The sequence below is a fragment of the Streptomyces griseus genome (assembly GCF_001715295.1).
GTDB classification, from domain to species: Bacteria; Actinomycetota; Actinomycetes; order Streptomycetales; family Streptomycetaceae; genus Streptomyces; species Streptomyces griseus_G.
Genome location: NZ_MDKB01000004.1, coordinates 674311 through 690458, shown reverse-complemented (window position 1 = coordinate 690458; position 16148 = coordinate 674311). Strand labels below are relative to the sequence as shown.

Genomic DNA, 16148 nt, shown 5'->3' with positions numbered 1-16148 from the left:
GCAGTTCGTACGGTTTACCCCACCGTACGAGCGGCTCCGGCGGGCGCGGTATCCGTCACGCGACTGCATCCGTGCGTAGGGCTCTGAGCAGGAGGCCGTGCCCGCTCGACGATTCTGCGGCTCGGCGAACGGTCGGGGGTATGCAGTCATGTGACCGCACCGGTGCCCCGGACGACGACTGCGCTCCGAGTGCTCCGAGCGGGTTCGATACCGCTGCCGGCGCCGCCGCCGTAGCCCCACGCTAGTGTTTGGGGTCTTTCGATTCCTTGGAGCATTCGTGCAAAACGATGAAAGGGCTCGTAGGGAGCGGCGCTCGACGCGGAATCCCGGTCCGGCGGTGGTGAGCCGAGAAGCCGAGACCGCAGAAATCATCCGGCGTGTGGGCACTGACCGGTCCCACAGCGACGTTTTGATCGTCACGGGTGACCCCGGTGCCGGAAAAAGCACGCTGCTCGACCTCGCCGCCGATCACGCACGGGGCTCGGGTGGCCGAGTGCTGCGGGCGGCGGGGAGCGGTTCCGAGGCGCACCTCGGATTCGCCGGTCTTCATCAGTTGGTGCGCCCGGTACTCGCTGAAGCGCAGGGACTGCCGCCGCGGCAGCGCTCCGCGCTCCGAGCCGTCCTGGGGCTCGAAGAGTGTGCGGAGACTCCCGACGCGATGCTCGTCGGTCTGGCGGTCCTGACCTTGTTGTCGGACCTGGCGGATACGGCCCCGCTGCTGGTGGTGGTCGACGACGCCCAGTGGATCGACCGCGGATCACTGGATGTTCTCTCGTTCGTGGCGCGACGCATGGACAGCGAGCCAGTCACGCTGCTGGTCGGAGTCCGCACCGTGGACGCCCTGCCTGGATTCGACAAGGGGTACGAGCGCCTCGAACTCGGCCCGCTGGACGCCGAGGCGGCCAGCCTACTGCTGGACCGGCAACCCACGCCGCCCACCGGCCGGGCACGGGTGCGAATCCTCCAGGAGGCGGCCGGCAACCCGCTGGCCCTGGTGGAACTGGCCCACGCCACCGCGATCCGGCACCCCGAAGGCAGTGGCGTGGAGGGCCCGCTGCCGGTCACCGACCGACTGGAGCGGATCTTCGCGGGGCACGCGGCGGGTCTGCCGGAACCGACCCGCCGCATCCTGCTGCTGCTCGCGGCCGCCGACACGGCGGACGCTCCGGCGGCGGCCGTGGGACTTCCCGAGGCGGACGACGAGGCATGGGTACCCGCGGACCGGGCCGGTCTCGTACGCCAGGACGGATCCCGGATCTCCTTCCGTCACCCGCTCATCCGCTCCGCCGTCTACCATGCGGCGTCGTTCGAGGGACGCCGCCGGGCCCACCTCGCTCTCGCGGAGTTGCTGCGCGAGGAGCCCGACCGCCGCGCCTGGCACCTCGCCGCCGCGACCGTACGCCCCGACCAGGACGTGTCGGCCGCACTGCAGCAGACGGCCGACCGGGCCCGGCGCCGGGGTGGCTTCGCGGCCGCGGCCGCGGCCCAGGAGCGTGCCGCGCAACTCAGCCCGCGCCGCGAGGACCGGGCGCGTCTTCTGACCGAAGCCGCCGCCACCGCCGTCTTCACCGGTCAACTCGGCTGGGTGGAACAACTGGCCGCCGCAGTCCGCGAGTGCACCGACGACCAGGCACTGCTGGGCAGAGCCGCGCTGGCCACCGGACAGCTCATGTCCCTGGGCTCCCCTCACCCAGCAGCCTTCGCCCTGCTCATACGTGTTGCCGACGAGGCGGCGTACGCCCGGTCGCCCCTCGTCCTCGACGCGCTGGCCGCGGCGGCGGTGGTCCGTTACTACTCGGGCGAGGAGTCCCAACAGCGACAGATCCAGCGTCTGCTCTCCCGCGTGCCCGAGGATGCCGCAGGAGCGGCGCTGCGCGCCTGGGTCCTGGCCGTCTCCGACCCCAGCAGCGCAGGAGCCCTCCTCTCACCGGCCCTGCCCGGACTCATCGCCAAGGCCAAGGGCGACGCCAGTCGCCTGACCGCGCTGGCCATCGTCGCCTGGCTGCTCGACCGGACCACCCTCGCCGCCAGGACCTTCGACGAGGCGTTCGACCAGTGGCAGGCCCGTGGATGGCTCCCGGACGGACTGGGATGCGCGGTCGGCTGGACCCGCCTGGAGCAGGGCCGCTGGGCCGAGGCCCGCTCGGTGGCGACTGACATCGCGGCCATGGCATCGTCGGCCGGACTCGACCACGCCGAGGCGTGCGCTTACGCACTCGATGCCACGGTGGTCGCTCTGCTGGGCGACCCGGCCGCCGCACGCCGGCTCGTCGAACGGGCCCTGGCTCTTGTCGACCCACTGGAGAGCCGCTCCGTCGCGGTCTTCGCTCGTCGGGGCCTGGGGATGGCGGCCGTGGCCGAGGGCGACTACGAGACCGCGTACACGCAGTTCCGCTCCGCGTTCACCGACGACGGCGATCCGGTCCATTACCACGTCTCCTACACCCTCCTGGCCGAACTGGCGGCGGCGGCCGTCCGCCGAGGACGACAGAAGCACGCAGCAGAGCTGCTGGAACGGTCGGCGCGGCGCCTCGGTACAGGCATGTCGGCACGGGTGAGGACACTGATCTGCCGGGGCCGCGCCCTGCTGGCGGAACCCGAGCACGCGGAGCCGTTCTTCCGCGCAGCGCTCAAGGAACCGGCAGGTGAGCAGTGGCCCTTCGAACGGGCGCAGACACAGCTCGACTACGGGGAATGGCTCCGGCGGCAGCGCCGTATCGCCGAGGCCCGTCCGCTGCTGAGCGCCGCCCTGGAAACCTTCCAGCGGCTGGGCGCGCGGCCATGGACGGAGCGGGCACAGGCAGAACTACGTGCCGCCGGCATCGGAGCCAGCGACGTCGTACCCACTGCCTTCGCCGAACTCAGCCCCCAGCAGCAGCAGATCGTGCAGCTGGCGGCCCGTGGCCTGACGAATCGTGAGATCGGGGAAAAGCTGTTCCTCTCACCGCGCACGGTCGCTTCGCACCTCTACCGGGTGTTCCCCAAGCTCGGCATCACCGCCCGCTCACAGCTCCGCGACGTGGTCGAAGGCATTCTGTCGGGTACCGGCGTCCAGGGCTGAGTGAAGTTTCCCGTAATGGTGGGCACTCGATGCTTACGCGTCGGGGGCGTGTTCTTGCTCGTGCCCATGTGGAGCTGAGGTCACCTTCCCGGTGGCCTGGAACGGCACGGTCCTCGGCAACTGCAGGAGAAGGAACCCGGCGCTGTCATCGTGATGCACTTCCTGCGCCCGGACAAGCCCGAGGACGCCGCGATGCTCGACCTCTCCGTGTTGCACCCCGACGCCGCGATCGCCTCCGACGCGATGCCGTGGGTTCGCGGGGACGGATCCCTCGTCGAGGGCGACGTCTGGCCGCTGCCCGAGGACGCCTTCGCCCATCCGCGTTCGGCCGGGTGCTTCTCCCGCTTCCTCGCCGGCTGGGCGCGCGGGGGCCCCGGGCGCCTTCAGCCCAAGCTGACGTTGATCGAGGCGATCCGCAAGACGAGCCTCATTCCGGCACAGATCCTGGAGAAGTCGGTGCCGCAGATGCGGAGCAAGGGCAGGATCCAGGTCGGCGCGGACGCGGACATCGTGGTGTTCGACCTCGCCGCCGTGCAGGACGAAGCGACCTTCACGGAGCCCGCGCAGCGATCCACCGGCTTCCAGCACGTCTTCGTGAACGGCACCCCCATCATCCAGGACGGCAAGGAGAACCTGGAGGCGCGCCCCGGGCGGCAGATCCGCCGCAGGGTGGCCGAGGAAGTGGGCCAGCCCCGGTAGCGGTGTCATCGACGAGCACGGTCGAACCGTTCGTGTGAGTGGCGGTGCATGGGCTTCGGGCCCCTTGCGGAAACCGGTCCCGGGCTGGTTCCCACAAGGCCCGTCGGGCGGCCAGTGGCGCGCCTGGCACCAGCGCGCCGCTTCGTGACCACATCCAGCGGGTCGTACGGCGAGGCGACTCCGCCCCCGCCATGACCTTGACCTGAGTGGCACCTCGCTTCAGCTGTTCGTGTACCGCCGCGAGCACCCGGTCACGGCCGTCCGCGATGCGCAGGAAGCCGATCTCCTCGGCCCGTGCGTGGATGCCGCAGGAGGAGGTCGGGGCGCTGTCGTAGACGGCGGAGAAGTCGCCGTGCCCGGAGGTCTGGGAGATCGCGGCCTGGCTCGGGTAAGTAGATGCGGGGGCCGGGGAAGTCACCGCTGTCCAGGACCTGCCGCAGGGGAGTGACATCGGCGGCCGTGTCCCGGGCGGCGGTGAGGTCCCGCAGACGAAGTCGGTGGACCGTTCTCGTGCCGTGGGTTGCGCCTCACGAGCCCGTCCCGCCCACTGCGGAGGCAAGCTCGCGCATCATGCCCCTTACCGCTCCCCTACAGTAATAATGGAGGCATGCCTTCCATCCCACAGCGCGCCGCGCCCACGCCGAGCGGCCTCTCGGACGCGGCCGCCGAGGATATCGCGTTGTACCGGGAGAAGTTCCAGCGACGCCTGCCGGAGTCGCTGGACGAGTTGCACGGCCCCACGCAGGGAGTCGTGGAGCTACCGCTGCACGTGGCCTGGTCCGGGATGACGTCGTACGACCTGGGCAAGCCACGCCAGCGCATGGGCCTGTACCGCACCGTTCTGCACGAGGGCCTGCACGACGACCTGGACCGCTACCTCAACCAGGACCTGCTCCTCCAACTGTGGCCGGTGCTGCGCACCCTCGTCGGCCGCACCGTGCGCACCGTATGGGAAGATGCCTTCCCCCAGCTCGCCTCCCGCGCCCGGGCCGCCGCGTGACGGACATGCCGGAGCTGCACACGCGGCTCCTGGCGGATGTGATCGCCCTCGGCTCCCCGTATCCCCTGGTCCTTACCGGCGGGTATGCCGTGCGGGCGCACCGCCTCGTGAGCCGCCCGAGCCAGGACCTGGATGTCGCCACCGAGAACCCGGCACCCATGGCCGACATCGCAGCCACGCTCCGCGCCGGTCTGGAAGCCCGCGGCTGGAAGGTGCACGCGCTGGAAACCGCCCCGCTGTCCGCCCGCTTCACCGTGGCCGATCCGGCCACTGGGCAGGAATGCGAAGTCGACATCCTCAAGGAGATCTTCTGGCGGCCTGTCGCCCAGAGTCCCTACGGGCCCGTCCTCGCGGAGGAGGACGTGATCGGGACCAAGGTCCGCGCCCTCGCCGACCGCGGAGCGCCCCGCGACCTGATCGACGTGTTCGCGGCCTCCCGCCGCTGGACCAATGCCGAACTTGAGGAGTTCGGCCGCCGCCACGCTCGAGGCCGCTTCGAGCGCGAGGATCTGCAATCGAATCTTACGGGCGCCGAGTGGACCGACGACGAGGCCTTCGCCGCCTACGGGCTCGATGACGCCACCATCACCGCTCTCCGCACGTGGGCCGTGGAGTGGGCCGACGATCTGGCGGCCCGTCTCCTCGAAGAGGCCGATGATACGGACATCGACTGATCACGTCCGGACTTCGACCGCACCCTGCTGGAGGAGGGGATCCTGCGCTTGCCGATAGCCTCATCCGGTACATCAGCACGCCTGGGTGCCGTTCACCGCCGTCCGGGAAAGCGGCGAAAGCGCCGGCCTGGCCGTCCGCGGTGGGATGTGCAGCGTCGTGGCGGGCATCAGCTCTCCTGCCGTGGGTGACGTGTCGGGAGGTGATCAACGCGACAGGAGGCGGAGCCCGCGCAGCAGCGCCGGATCCTCGTTCCGACAGCGGGCCGGTTCCGGCTCGTACGGCGCTCAGGGGAACGCCGGGTCACCGATCCGTGTATGGCGCAATGCCGTCCCGGTAGTCGTCGCCGCTCAACGTAGCCCACCGGACAGACCCGATACCAGGCCTCCCCAGTCACAGCGCCGTTCGCGAGAACAATCTTGGCGAGCACCTCGACGTGCTGCCCGTGACAGCGACACCGATCGCTGGTCGAGCCCGATGAGAGGGGCGATCCGACGTCGCCGCTGAGGTGGACGGTGGAATGAGTGGTCGACCCATGACAGACCTCGCGCGATGGATCATGATGCCCGGCGCTTGCCGGCCGGACTTTCCCTATGCCGTACCCGACCCGGGTTGCCGTTGTGGAGGTCGTCGAGGGCGACCGTCCGACCGATCCTCGAGGGACATCGGAACAGGGTGTCCCAGGTCACCGCCTTGCAGGGCGCTTGCCGAACCCTGTCGTAACGTATATTGTTACGACACGGGAGGAGGTGAAAGCCACCGTGAGCGCCAACAGCAGGCTGACCACCGCCACACACACCGACCTGGATCGACCTGCACCAACAGCGGGGCCACGAGGTCGCCACCTCCGAGCAGATCGCGACGAGCGTCAACACCAACCCGATGGTGATCCGCCGCCTGCTCACCCCGCTGAGCGGGGCCGGCCTGGTCGCTTCGCGGCGCGGAGCCGGCGCGGGCTGGATTCTCCCCCGGGACATGGCGGCCATCACCCTGCTCGACGTCTGCCAGGCGGTCGAGCCGGGGCCCATCGTCGCCATGCATCCCGCGACGCCCGATCCCGGATGCGTCGTGGGCTACGACATCGGACCGGCTCCCACGGCGATCTACGGTGACGTGACATGGAGGCCACCCTGCGCAGAGAGCCGGCCAGGTTCACACCGAAGGACGTCCTCCGGGACATCCTCAATTCTGCTCGACCTTCCCGGTCGAGGCGCACTTTTTTGCGCTCAGTAATGTAACCGAAATGGTTACATCAAGTCTGCACCGCTCAGGTGCTGGGACGAAGGACGAGAACGATGACAACCGACACGCAGACCTCGCGGACCGTGGCCGAGGAGTTCGTGCAACGCCTCGGCAAGCAGGACCCCTACGGCATCCAGGAACTGTTCAGCCAGGAGATCGACTGGTACGTCCCCGGCAGTGACACGCTCTCGTGGAGCGGGCGCCGCACCCGCCGGGAGGAGGTCGCACCGTACTTCACCACGATGTGGCCGCACTTCGTACCCGGCCGGAGCGTGGTCGAGCTCAAGAGCATCATCGCCGACGGCGGCGACGTGATCCTGCTGGCGGCCTGGACGCACACCGTCGCGGCCACCGGTAAGGAGTTCACCACCCCGGCGGCCATTCACCTGACGATCGAGGACGCCCGAATCGTCCGCCTGCACCTCTACGAGGACACCCTCACCGTCGACAAGGCCTTCAGCGCCAGCTGAGTGCAGTGCGCTGTACCTGTACCCCGGGCGCATGAGCGGCGCCGAGCTCGCTCAGCTCCCCACCGACGGTTACCGGTGCACCCCTGCCGGCACCACAGCCACCGGTCTGAACACACGCGCCCACGGCCACTCCGGTCGCGGGCGCGTGTGTCGCGGTAACCGGCGGTTCCGGGGATGGTCCCAACATCTCGGCCGGAGTCACGCTCACCCGGGAGTGCTCCCCCACCCGCGGGGATGGTCCTCGGACCGCGTCGGCGGTGCCCGTGAACGGGCTGTGCTTCCCGCACCCGCGGGGGTCGCTCCCGGCACAGCTCCTCTGCTCGCGCCGCCGGGCATCCGCAGCAGGTCAGGTGCTCCGGGTTGTCAACAGCGAGTTCGAGAAGGTATTCCTGGTCATGGCGGGATCCAGGGGGGCGCCCTACGCCTCTGGCCGGTCTTGTGGTCCGGGCCCGGCGACGGTGGCGTCGGCTTTGCTTCGGCGGGGCCACAGGAGGAATACGGCCGCCGTCCCGACGAAGGTGAGGACGGCCGTGACCGCCATCGTGTCGGCGACACCTGATGAGAACGCCGAGACGGCTGCCTGCTGCACGGTGCGCCCGAGGTCGGGCGGCAGTGAGGCGATCGCTTCCCGGAAGGACGAGGAGTTCACCAATGCCTGGCGGAACTGGGAGATGTCCGCCGGGGTCAGCCCCGACGCATCGACGACCGAGGCCGCGTCCTTCGTCGTGAGCCCTCTGGCGACCGCAGTGAGGACGGCGACCCCGAGGGCGCCACCCAGCATGCTGGACATCTTGAACACACCGGCAGCGGTGCCCGCAAGGTCGATCGGGACCTCTCCGACGGTCGTATTGGCCACCGGGGTGCTCACCAACCCCAGACCGAGCCCGATGACGATGAGTGCGACAGCGAGGTACTCCGTCGAACTGCGCGTACCGAGAGAACCGAGCAGAGTCAGGCCGGCGCTGGCCACGACGAGTCCCACCACCGCGGGAAGCCGTCCGCCCCGCCGGATCGCGAGCCTGCCGCCGAGCGGAATGAAGAGGAAGACCCCGACGGTGGCGGGCAGCATCAGCACCCCGGCCTCCACCGCGCTGTAGCCGCGTGCGTTCTCCAGCCAGAGCACGAGGAGGAAGCTCATCCCGGCGAAGGTGAAGTTCATCGTGAGGTTGGCCGCGAGCGCGCCGTTGTAGGCCCGGATCTTGAACAGCTTCAGGTCCACGAGCGGCTGGCTCACATGGCGTTCGACGAACCACCACACGACCAACAGCACCAAGGTTGCCACGAACAGCGCCACGATCAGCGGGCTGCCCCATCCCAGGCTCGGCCCTTCGGTGAGCGCGTACAACAGTGCGAAGACCGCAAGGACGATGGATGCCAGCCCCAGCCAATCAATCGTGTGACCGGCCTTCTCATCGCGGGACTCCGGGGTCGTGACCCGGACGACCACGAGAGTGATCGCAGCGAGCGGCAGGTTGATCCAGAACAGCCAGCGCCAGCCGAGGCCGTCCGTGATGACCCCGCTGAGCGCGGGCCCGACGGACAGCCCGCCCCAGGCCACCGCCTGCCAGATGCTGAACGCGGTGGTTTCCGCCTTTCCGGAGAACTCGGGCGGGATGAGCGCGAGCGAGGCCGGCAGAATCAGCGCAGCGCCGATGCCCATGAGACCACGGCTGAGGACCAGCCATCCGATGTCGGGCGCGAGCGCGGCAGGCACGGAGAAGGCAGCAAGCAGCGCCGTGCCCACCTGAAGCATCCGGCGGCGGCCGAAGAGATCGCCGAACTTGCCGGCGGTGATCACGAGGGCACCGGTGACGAGGCTGAAGGCGTTGTTCGCCCACTGCAAGCTCGACAGGTTGCCGTTGAACTCGTCGGCGATCTGCGGAATCGCCACACCGAGGTCGCCGAACGCAAGCCAGACCATCCCTGCGGCCGTGCAGATCGCGAACAGTGAGACCCACCGGTGCGCGACGGCGAGGCTGCTGGAAAGGGGTTCGTTCATGGCGATGCTCCGGCTCCGTGCCCTCTCCGCTGACTGTCCGTGTTTCCCGGCATGCGCACGGAGAGTAACAACCCCGTCGGGTGACAGAGCGCCTGACGCGCCGCCCGGCGAACTCCAGGCGCTGCGCGAGTTCGGCACCCTGGAGCAGACCGGGCCCCGCGATGGCGACGAAGCCGCCCGGGACGAACTCACGCGGCGAGCCGGCGGGGACGTCCAGGCCGGCGTCGACGCCTGGCTCGCGCACGCCCTGGCCGCCCACCGCGGGCACTACCGCGCCCCCGCCGCCCGCGCGGCCAGGTACCGGCGGGCCAGCTCGGTGAGAGCAGAGTCGCCCTCCCACCGGAAGCGCCCGGTGGAGGGCAGCCAGTCGTCGAGCAGCACATACGTGGCCTCACCGGCACGCTGCGGACCATGGCAGAGGATGCCGGTGAGTGCCGCGCGGCGGATCAGGTGGAACGGCGCCTGCCCGTCCGGCGGAAGACCGAGGGTGGTAAGGCGCTCGGTCAGTTCGGCCCGGGTGAGCGGGCCGTGCGCGGCAAGAGCGCGCCGGATGAGATGGTCGGCGCGGGCGCAGATCATCGCCCAGGCCCAGCTGCTGGGGTAGCGGCGGCTGGTTGCGGCAAGAATCCGCGGGGACAGTAACTGCAACACCCAGCAGGCATCGTCGCTGGGGATGGTGTGCAGGGTGCCGCGCATGTACCAGTTGCGGACGATAGTCCGCTCCTTCTCGTATGCCGTGCGAATGCCCTGGGCGGTGATGTCCCGGCCGCGTACCCGGATGCGCAGGTCGACGGCCGTGGCGTCCTGGGCCTGGATGGCGAAGACCCGGACGACCGCCTCGGCAGAGGCCTCGCACGCTCCGCCGGCCAGGGCCTTCGCACAGGCCCACAGCCTGCGGATGCTCTCGCGGTCAGGCATCGGGCTGTGCCTCTCGGCCGATGCGGTCAGGAGGCGGCCTTGTCGAGGGTGTCGGCGAGTTCGGCGGGCGCGGACAGCATCGGCCAGTGCCCGGTGGGCAGGTCGAAGCGCCGCCACGGCGGCTGGTTCAGGTAGGCCAGCATCGGCACCCCGGCTTCGAGCAGCCCCGTGAAGTCGCGGCACGCGATCAGGACACGGTCCACACCGCGACCGGGCTCGGCCGGGCCGGCGAGACGCTGGGTGAAAGTGCCGAACGGCTGAGGGGTGGCACGCGTGCGCAGAACGCTCCGCTGTTCCTCATCGAGCCCGTCGAGGCTGCTGGACAGGCCGAGGACCTCGAACGGCGGCATCGGTAGCCGCCACCCGTCCCCGGGAGCGTCGACCTGCTGGCGCAACTGGTCCACTGCCTGCGGTGGCATGAGGTCGAGCATGCACATGCCTGCGGCGAACGGCGCACTGTCCACGTAGATCACGCGCTCCAGCCGGTCGCCGAGACGTCCGGCTGCCCCGGTCACCGGGGCAGCCGCGTAGCTGTGGGCGACCAGCGTGACGTCACGCAGATCGTGCTTTTCGGCGAATCCCGTGATGTCCGCGATGTGCGTGGCCAGATCCGTCTGAGGGCCGCCCTGGTCTGCGTGCTCGGCCAGGCCGGTCAGTGTCAGCGGCAGCGCCGTGTGGCCGCGCTCCTGCAAAGCTCGGGCGGTGTCTTCCCAGGCCCATGCCCCGAGCCAGGCCCCGGGAACGAGTACGAAGGTGGCCATGTGATCTCCCTGAAGTGAGGTGCTGCGGGGAGCGTAAAGTCGATACAGGACAGAATCTGCCCTGAAATGCCGAGTGATCCATGGCGCGTCCCCTGACCCGTGTGCTGACCCTGCTGGAACTCCCCCGGTCCGACGCCCGGCTCACCGGGACGGAACTGGCCGACCGGCTGGACACCGACGTGCGCACGGAGCGCCGGTACACCGCGCACCTGCGGGGCCGCCTCCCCGTCGGGAGAGGCGGCCCGTTCCCGGCAGCGCTGCGTCAGCACTGGCGCAGATTCCCCCACGGGTCGGAGGGAGTGTGAACGTCCACAGCCGGGACGTTGCCCCACTGGCCGTTGTCGAGCAGCGTCCAGTACCAGATGTTGTTCCCACCGGCATGGGCGTCGCCGGGTCCCCAGCAGACGAACCAACTGAAGCCCGAGGTCAGCGAGCCCCTGACCCCGGACGTGTACGAGCGGTGCACAAAGCCCTTGGCACCGATGCGGTTGCCGCACCACAGTTTGCCGTCGGTGCGGACACCGCACTCGGCGGCGGTGCTCTGTCCGGAGGCAGGCGCGGCGGTGGCAGGGCCGGCCCCGGTGGCCAGACCTGTGGTCAGGGCGACGGCGGCGAGAGCTAAGGCCGTCTTCGTGCGTACAGACACGTTTCCTCCTGGTGTGCTCCGGACGGAGCCGGATACGGGATGGACGAACCGGTGGAGCAGGGTTCGTCTCACCACCGACGGCACGCGCGACCCCCCGCTCGCACGTGCCGTCCGGATGATGCGACGGGGACAACGTTCCTCGCAGCAGGCAGGAGGCAGCAATCCTTTCGTCAGGGCCCGAAACCACGGGTGATGGAAGCCAACAGCGCGGTGCCCAGGTGCGTGGTCGTGTGCAGGACTGCCTTGCCGGCGCGGCGGGTGGTGATCAGGGCGGCCTTGCGCAGCACGGTCGCGTGCTGGCTGGCCGTCGCGGGCGAGATGCCGAGACGGCGTGCCAGTTCGGTCGTGCTGCAGCCGTCGGCCGCGGCCGCAAGCACGGCGGCCCTGGTCCGCCCCATCAGGTCGTCGAGCGAGCGCTCGGCGGCTTCCTCGGTGAGCCAGTGTGCAGAGCCGTCCCTTTCCTCGTCGGCCGTGGGCAGGGCCAGGACAGGAGGCTGCTCCTGCTCCACGAGGTTCTGCAACACCTCCGCCTGCTTCGACGAGAACACCGTCGGCGCGATGATGAGCCCGCGCCCTCGCAGGTGGATGTCCGCGTCGCGGGGATGGCGTACTTCGAGCACGGGAGGCCGCCAGCGCACCAGAGGGCACAGTGTCTCCAGCAGCCGTTCGACTCCGCCCTCGGCCATCGTGCACACATAGCCCTCCCGGGCCGTGGCGAGGTCCAACCGCATCTGCTGCCAGTACGGGGCGATGGCTGCCCGGTGGCAGGCCCGCAGTGCCCCGGCCAACTGGAGACGGGCCTCACGGTCGCCGTCGGCCAGGGTCCGGGCCCACGCACGATGGGCCGGACGGACCTCGAGGTACTCCACTTCGAGGCGTGTCAGTGCACGTGGAGCGGCCAACAGGTTGTCCACCGCCTCGTCGATGCAGGTGGTGTCCCCCGCGAGGCTCGCCACATCGATCTGAGGTCCGTGCGCGGGCATCAACGCGAGTAGGGGGCCCGCCTGTTCGCGCAGGCGTCCGCCCAGTTCCCTGCCCACCGAGGCGCGCCAGCGGTGGAAGGCCGGGGTACCGCCGTCCTCCCGCAGCCGTTTGATGCCGTCCAGAGTCTCGGCGGCCACACCGAGGGTGGTGGTCACCCTGATCCGTGCGAGATCGTCCGCCGTGAAATGAATGCGCTTGGTCATCGATCGCCCCGCTTTCCGCCGTTCCCGGTCCCGCGCCTCAGTGTCCCAGCCCACGGAGCGGAGGTGACGCCGTTCGCCTCCTCTCCTGGCTGCACTTCGCGGCTGAGGCCACCGGTCATGACGCGTACGCCGACCGGATCGCGGTGGCCGGTCCCGGCATGCCGTGGCGGACGGTGTGGGCGTGGAGGGGGCCGGCCCGTTGGTTCCCGGTCCACCCGAGCCTGAACGGCGACTACTTCCGGGTGCGCCGGTGTGTGGACGGCGGGCCGGGAGCTCGTCGAGGTGGCCGACCAGCGTGGTCCTGTCTGGCTTGACGCGGCGACCGGTCACCGGGTGACCGGTGTGGACGGGGCGATGTTGACCGACGCGCCGGCCGGGATCGGGGCCGCCGGGGGACCCGCGCTGTACGACCTGGACCTGTTCCTCCCGTAGGAGTGGGAGGGCGCCGTGGCCTTCGCGACGGACGGGGGCCGGACCCGGCATCTCGTCGTGAGCGTGGGTGTAGCGGTCGTGGAAACGGACGCCGATGCGCCTGCCGGTTCATTACGCCGTAATGAAGGCGGGCGCTCCCGCCAAGCAGTGCGGCACCACCCGCCGGATTATTACGTCGTAATGAACCAGCGGGCCCTCCGCCAAGCAGTGCGGCCACCACCCGCCCCACCGAGATCGGCCAGCCCCGCACTCGCTGGTCCATCCGCAAGCTGCTGGTCTACCTGAGGAAATTCCGTAGGCGGGTTGTCCGCATCGGCCGCGCAACGTGGTGCCGATGAGCGGACCCGCCGGCCGCGACGGCGGGGGCCTGCCCCCGCCGTCCCCCCTCCGCCGACGTGGGGTCGAGGCCCGCCCCGCGCGGCCAGTCCCCCAGCTGGTGGCCGCACTGCTTGGTGGGAGCCCGCTGGTTCATTACGGCGTAATAATCGCCGCCGAGCTCGCAGGCTCGCCGTCCTTGCCTGGGACATGCAGCGGCCCCGCTGCTGCCGGTGAGAGAACAGCGGGGCCGTTGCGTGGTGCGTCAGTGGTGTCAGGGAGTTGATTCCCCTTCACCCTTCATCCGCAGCGACTCTTTGATCTTGTAGTCCACCAGTAGTTCGGTGAGCCGTCGTCTCGTCGGAACGTCGAGCTCGGCAATGATCACTTCGTACAGGGTCTCGGGGTCGTGCGACGGAAGGTGCGATCGGTCGGCGTCGGGACTCTTTGAGGGGGGCTGGCCTGGTGCCTGAGGTGTGGTGGGCGACGGCTGCTCCATCGTCCGCCGGCTGGTTGCCGCGCTGGCGCGAGGCCGGGTTACGGGCGCCTTGTGCTGGAAGTCACCGCTGGAGCGCTGCTCAGCCAGTTGGTCTGCGTCTGCTGCCTGTCGGGTGGCGTTCTCCTTCAGCCGCTTGAGGTGCTCCTCTTGTTCCTCCGGTTTCTTCTTTCCCACCCGGCGCAGGAGGGCGGCTGATTCTTCACCTGCTCGCAGCTTCTGCTTCAGCTCCGGGGTGAGAGTGAGGAGGGCGAGTCGCTGGGAGACCCATCCCTGGGAGCGGTGCAGCCGTTGTGCGAGAGCTTCCTGTGTGCCGTGTGCCTTGAGGAGTTGCTCAAGGGCTTTCGCCTCGTCGAGGGGGTCGAGGTCTTGACGGTGGATGTTGGCGACGAGGGCCGACTCCAGTATTCCGTCGGGGTCACTGCCGAGTTCGTCGTCGAGCATGACCTTGATCTCGGTGAGCCCGACCTCTCGAGCGGCGGCCAGGCGAGAGTTCCCGTCAACGACGACGTACTTGGTTCCTGGCTCCAGGTCCTCTTCCCGACCGGGGTTGCCTTCGATGTAGGCGAAGCGGCCCATGATGCTGATCGCGGTCTTCTGGCCGTGGTCCCGCAGACTGGCTCCGAGGTCCGTCAAATCACCCAGCACAGTACGCGGGTTATCAGGGTTCAGGCTGACGAGGTCGACCGACAACTTGACGGGCGGGGGAGCCCCTTCCGTAGGCGCTGCAGCGACTGCGTTGATCGCCGCGCGGCGTGCGCTGATGGTCTGTGTCTGGCCGAACGATGTACCAGCTCCCAGCTTGGCTGCCTTGCTCATGAGATCTCCCGAGCGAGTGCCCGCATTCCGACGGCTTGGTCGCAGCGCGGGGAGTAGGCCAGCAAGGGCTGCTTCACCCGGACCGCTTCCTTCTGTTCCTTGAGGTCGCCGATCACGCCGACCACTCGGGGGTCCTTTATGTCCATCCACGATTCGAGGGAGGAGGTGGCGATGTAGCCGCGCCGTGCGTCGTAGTGGTTCACCACGATTCCCAGGTAGTCGAGTTCGAGGTGCATGTCGTTTCGCAGGTCCTCGATCTGGGACGTAAGCAGCCCGTAGGCGTCGGCGGAGCTGTCTTCGGCCTGGACGACAACCAGGATGCCTGAGTTGCCCGGGGCTTCTGCTGAGCGACGGCGACCGTAGTAGGCCGCGGCGTCCATGCTCAGGCCGAGGCTGGGAGGACAGTCGATCAGGATGGCGTCATAGTCGTCTTCGATCGGGGCCAGGGCTCTTTCCAGGGCGGCCTCGCGTGCGCGTACGCCCGACAGCTTGACGTCCAGGAGGAAGGCGTCGGTGCAGGCAGGCAGCAGGTGCAGACGGTCCCCGAAGCGCGGATCTGCTACCGGCACGATCAAGTCGCGGAGGTCGCCCTTGGCCTCGCCGGCCATGTGTTTGGTGAGGCTGTCACCGTCCAGCGGCAGGGGCTCTTGACCGAGCTGCTTGGTGAGGTGGTTTTGCGGGTCGAAGTCCACCAGCAGGACGCGCAGGCCGATACCGGGTAGGTCTTCGTACTGGAGGGGGGAACCGTCCGGTTCGGAGAGCGCGGCCGCGAAGTGCTTGGAGATCCGCACAGGGTGGAGCTGGTTGGCGTCCTCAGCGAGTGCTTCGCCGGTACCGGCTGTGATTGCGGTCTTTCCGACACCGCCTTTCTGGTTGCAGACGACGATCCGTCGCGGGTGCTCAGGACGCACGACGGTGGGGGCGGGGTTGGTCTCGAGCCACATCTGGATGGACTGTGCCAGTCCTTGGATGAGGGATACACCGCGGGAAGAGCAGTCAGCGCGGAAGCCGTCCCACTGGCCTTCCGGGAGGAAGGTGGAAAAGGACTTGGCGCCGGAGGTATCGATGGGGGAGAGGTTGGAACCGAGGCCACGCCATGCCTCGATACCGGCCTCGACTGCGTGCTGGATGTCGATCCCGTGCTGGGCGGTCCTGATCTTGAGGTCCAGCTGCAGCGACGCAGGGATCTTGGAGACGACCTTCTCGCGGTCGCCGCCGGGGGAGGGAGAAGTCATGGTGGATACCTTACTAACACTCAAGGTCAGATTCAGGATTGACGCGCTAGTAAAGGAGAGTATTACGCCGTAATGACGCCCTGCCTGTTGAAGCCGGACCAGTTGCTGTCCGCGTGTCTCACCGGTCTTGCGTCTCGGACGTCTCGGCTCGTCACACGGTCCGCCTCGCCCCTGTGCGCCGCTGACATGCCTGGTC

At 69.1% G+C, this 16148-nt stretch carries 14 protein-coding genes and 1 pseudogene; 8 read left to right on the top strand and 7 right to left on the bottom strand.

Translation table 11 applies throughout. The features are described 5' to 3' along the window. The first annotated feature begins 277 nt into the window (after positions 1 to 277). From BA175_RS24765 to BA175_RS24745, 6 genes and pseudogenes are all read left to right on the top strand, one after another. Complete coding sequence (locus BA175_RS24765) at positions 278 to 3061, top strand: helix-turn-helix transcriptional regulator (RefSeq protein ID WP_069173683.1); 2784 nt, start codon at positions 278 to 280, stop codon at positions 3059 to 3061. 153 nt (positions 3062 to 3214) lie between these two features. Further along, on the top strand, positions 3215 to 3760 hold the full coding sequence (locus BA175_RS24760) for an amidohydrolase family protein (protein WP_069173682.1): 546 nt from the start codon (positions 3215 to 3217) through the stop codon (positions 3758 to 3760). Between the two features lie 607 nt (positions 3761 to 4367). Beyond that, on the top strand, positions 4368 to 4760 hold the full coding sequence (locus tag BA175_RS24755) for a hypothetical protein (RefSeq protein ID WP_069173681.1): 393 nt from the start codon (positions 4368 to 4370) through the stop codon (positions 4758 to 4760). Between the two features lie 5 nt (positions 4761 to 4765). Then, a complete protein-coding gene (locus tag BA175_RS24750) occupies positions 4766 to 5434 on the top strand; it encodes a nucleotidyl transferase AbiEii/AbiGii toxin family protein (RefSeq protein WP_175420913.1) in 669 nt (222 codons plus the stop codon). 759 nt (positions 5435 to 6193) lie between these two features. Beyond that, a pseudogene (locus BA175_RS30155) lies at positions 6194 to 6670 on the top strand (Rrf2 family transcriptional regulator). Between the two features lie 57 nt (positions 6671 to 6727). Continuing rightward, entirely contained in the window at positions 6728 to 7144 is a 417-nt protein-coding gene (locus tag BA175_RS24745; protein WP_069173679.1) for a nuclear transport factor 2 family protein, read from the top strand. 418 nt (positions 7145 to 7562) lie between these two features. Here BA175_RS24745 and BA175_RS24740 read toward each other — a convergent pair whose 3' ends face one another. The 3 genes from BA175_RS24740 to BA175_RS24730 form a co-directional block, all read right to left on the bottom strand. Beyond that, entirely contained in the window at positions 7563 to 9143 is a 1581-nt protein-coding gene (locus BA175_RS24740; RefSeq protein ID WP_069173678.1) for an MFS transporter, read from the bottom strand. 267 nt (positions 9144 to 9410) lie between these two features. Beyond that, the gene (locus BA175_RS24735) at positions 9411 to 10061 is read right to left on the bottom strand and encodes a DNA glycosylase AlkZ-like family protein (protein WP_069173677.1); all 651 of its coding nucleotides are present in this window, start codon (positions 10059 to 10061) and stop codon (positions 9411 to 9413) included. A 26-nt stretch (positions 10062 to 10087) separates the two neighbouring features. Then, positions 10088 to 10822 carry an alpha/beta fold hydrolase gene (locus BA175_RS24730; RefSeq protein WP_069173676.1) on the bottom strand — a complete coding sequence of 245 codons (735 nt, stop codon included), beginning with the start codon at positions 10820 to 10822 and terminating at the stop codon, positions 10088 to 10090. An 80-nt stretch (positions 10823 to 10902) separates the two neighbouring features. Between BA175_RS24730 and BA175_RS32240 the strand changes: the two genes are divergently transcribed. After that, positions 10903 to 11127, top strand: coding sequence for a hypothetical protein (locus BA175_RS32240; protein ID WP_069173675.1), 225 nt, complete (start codon positions 10903 to 10905; stop codon positions 11125 to 11127). Here the strand turns inward: BA175_RS32240 and BA175_RS30150 are convergent. Together BA175_RS30150 and BA175_RS24720 are read right to left on the bottom strand one after the other, a co-directional pair. After that, positions 11085 to 11468: a hypothetical protein gene (locus BA175_RS30150; protein WP_079159770.1), complete on the bottom strand. Its 384-nt coding sequence runs from the start codon at positions 11466 to 11468 to the stop codon at positions 11085 to 11087. The genes BA175_RS32240 and BA175_RS30150 overlap by 43 nt on opposite strands. Before the next feature lie 170 nt (positions 11469 to 11638). Continuing rightward, positions 11639 to 12655, bottom strand: coding sequence for an ArsR/SmtB family transcription factor (locus BA175_RS24720; protein ID WP_069173674.1), 1017 nt, complete (start codon positions 12653 to 12655; stop codon positions 11639 to 11641). A 252-nt stretch (positions 12656 to 12907) separates the two neighbouring features. Between BA175_RS24720 and BA175_RS24715 the strand changes: the two genes are divergently transcribed. Continuing rightward, entirely contained in the window at positions 12908 to 13087 is a 180-nt protein-coding gene (locus BA175_RS24715; RefSeq protein WP_069173673.1) for a hypothetical protein, read from the top strand. Positions 13088 to 13676: 589 nt separating this feature from the next. On the opposite strand, the gene BA175_RS24710 is transcribed toward BA175_RS24715, so the two are convergent. Continuing rightward, complete coding sequence (locus BA175_RS24710) at positions 13677 to 14717, bottom strand: ParB/RepB/Spo0J family partition protein (RefSeq protein WP_079159769.1); 1041 nt, start codon at positions 14715 to 14717, stop codon at positions 13677 to 13679. Beyond that, entirely contained in the window at positions 14714 to 15952 is a 1239-nt protein-coding gene (locus BA175_RS24705) for a ParA family protein (protein ID WP_069173672.1), read from the bottom strand. Before BA175_RS24705 ends, BA175_RS24710 begins: the two co-directional genes overlap by 4 nt. Between the last annotated feature and the right edge of the window lie 196 nt (positions 15953 to 16148).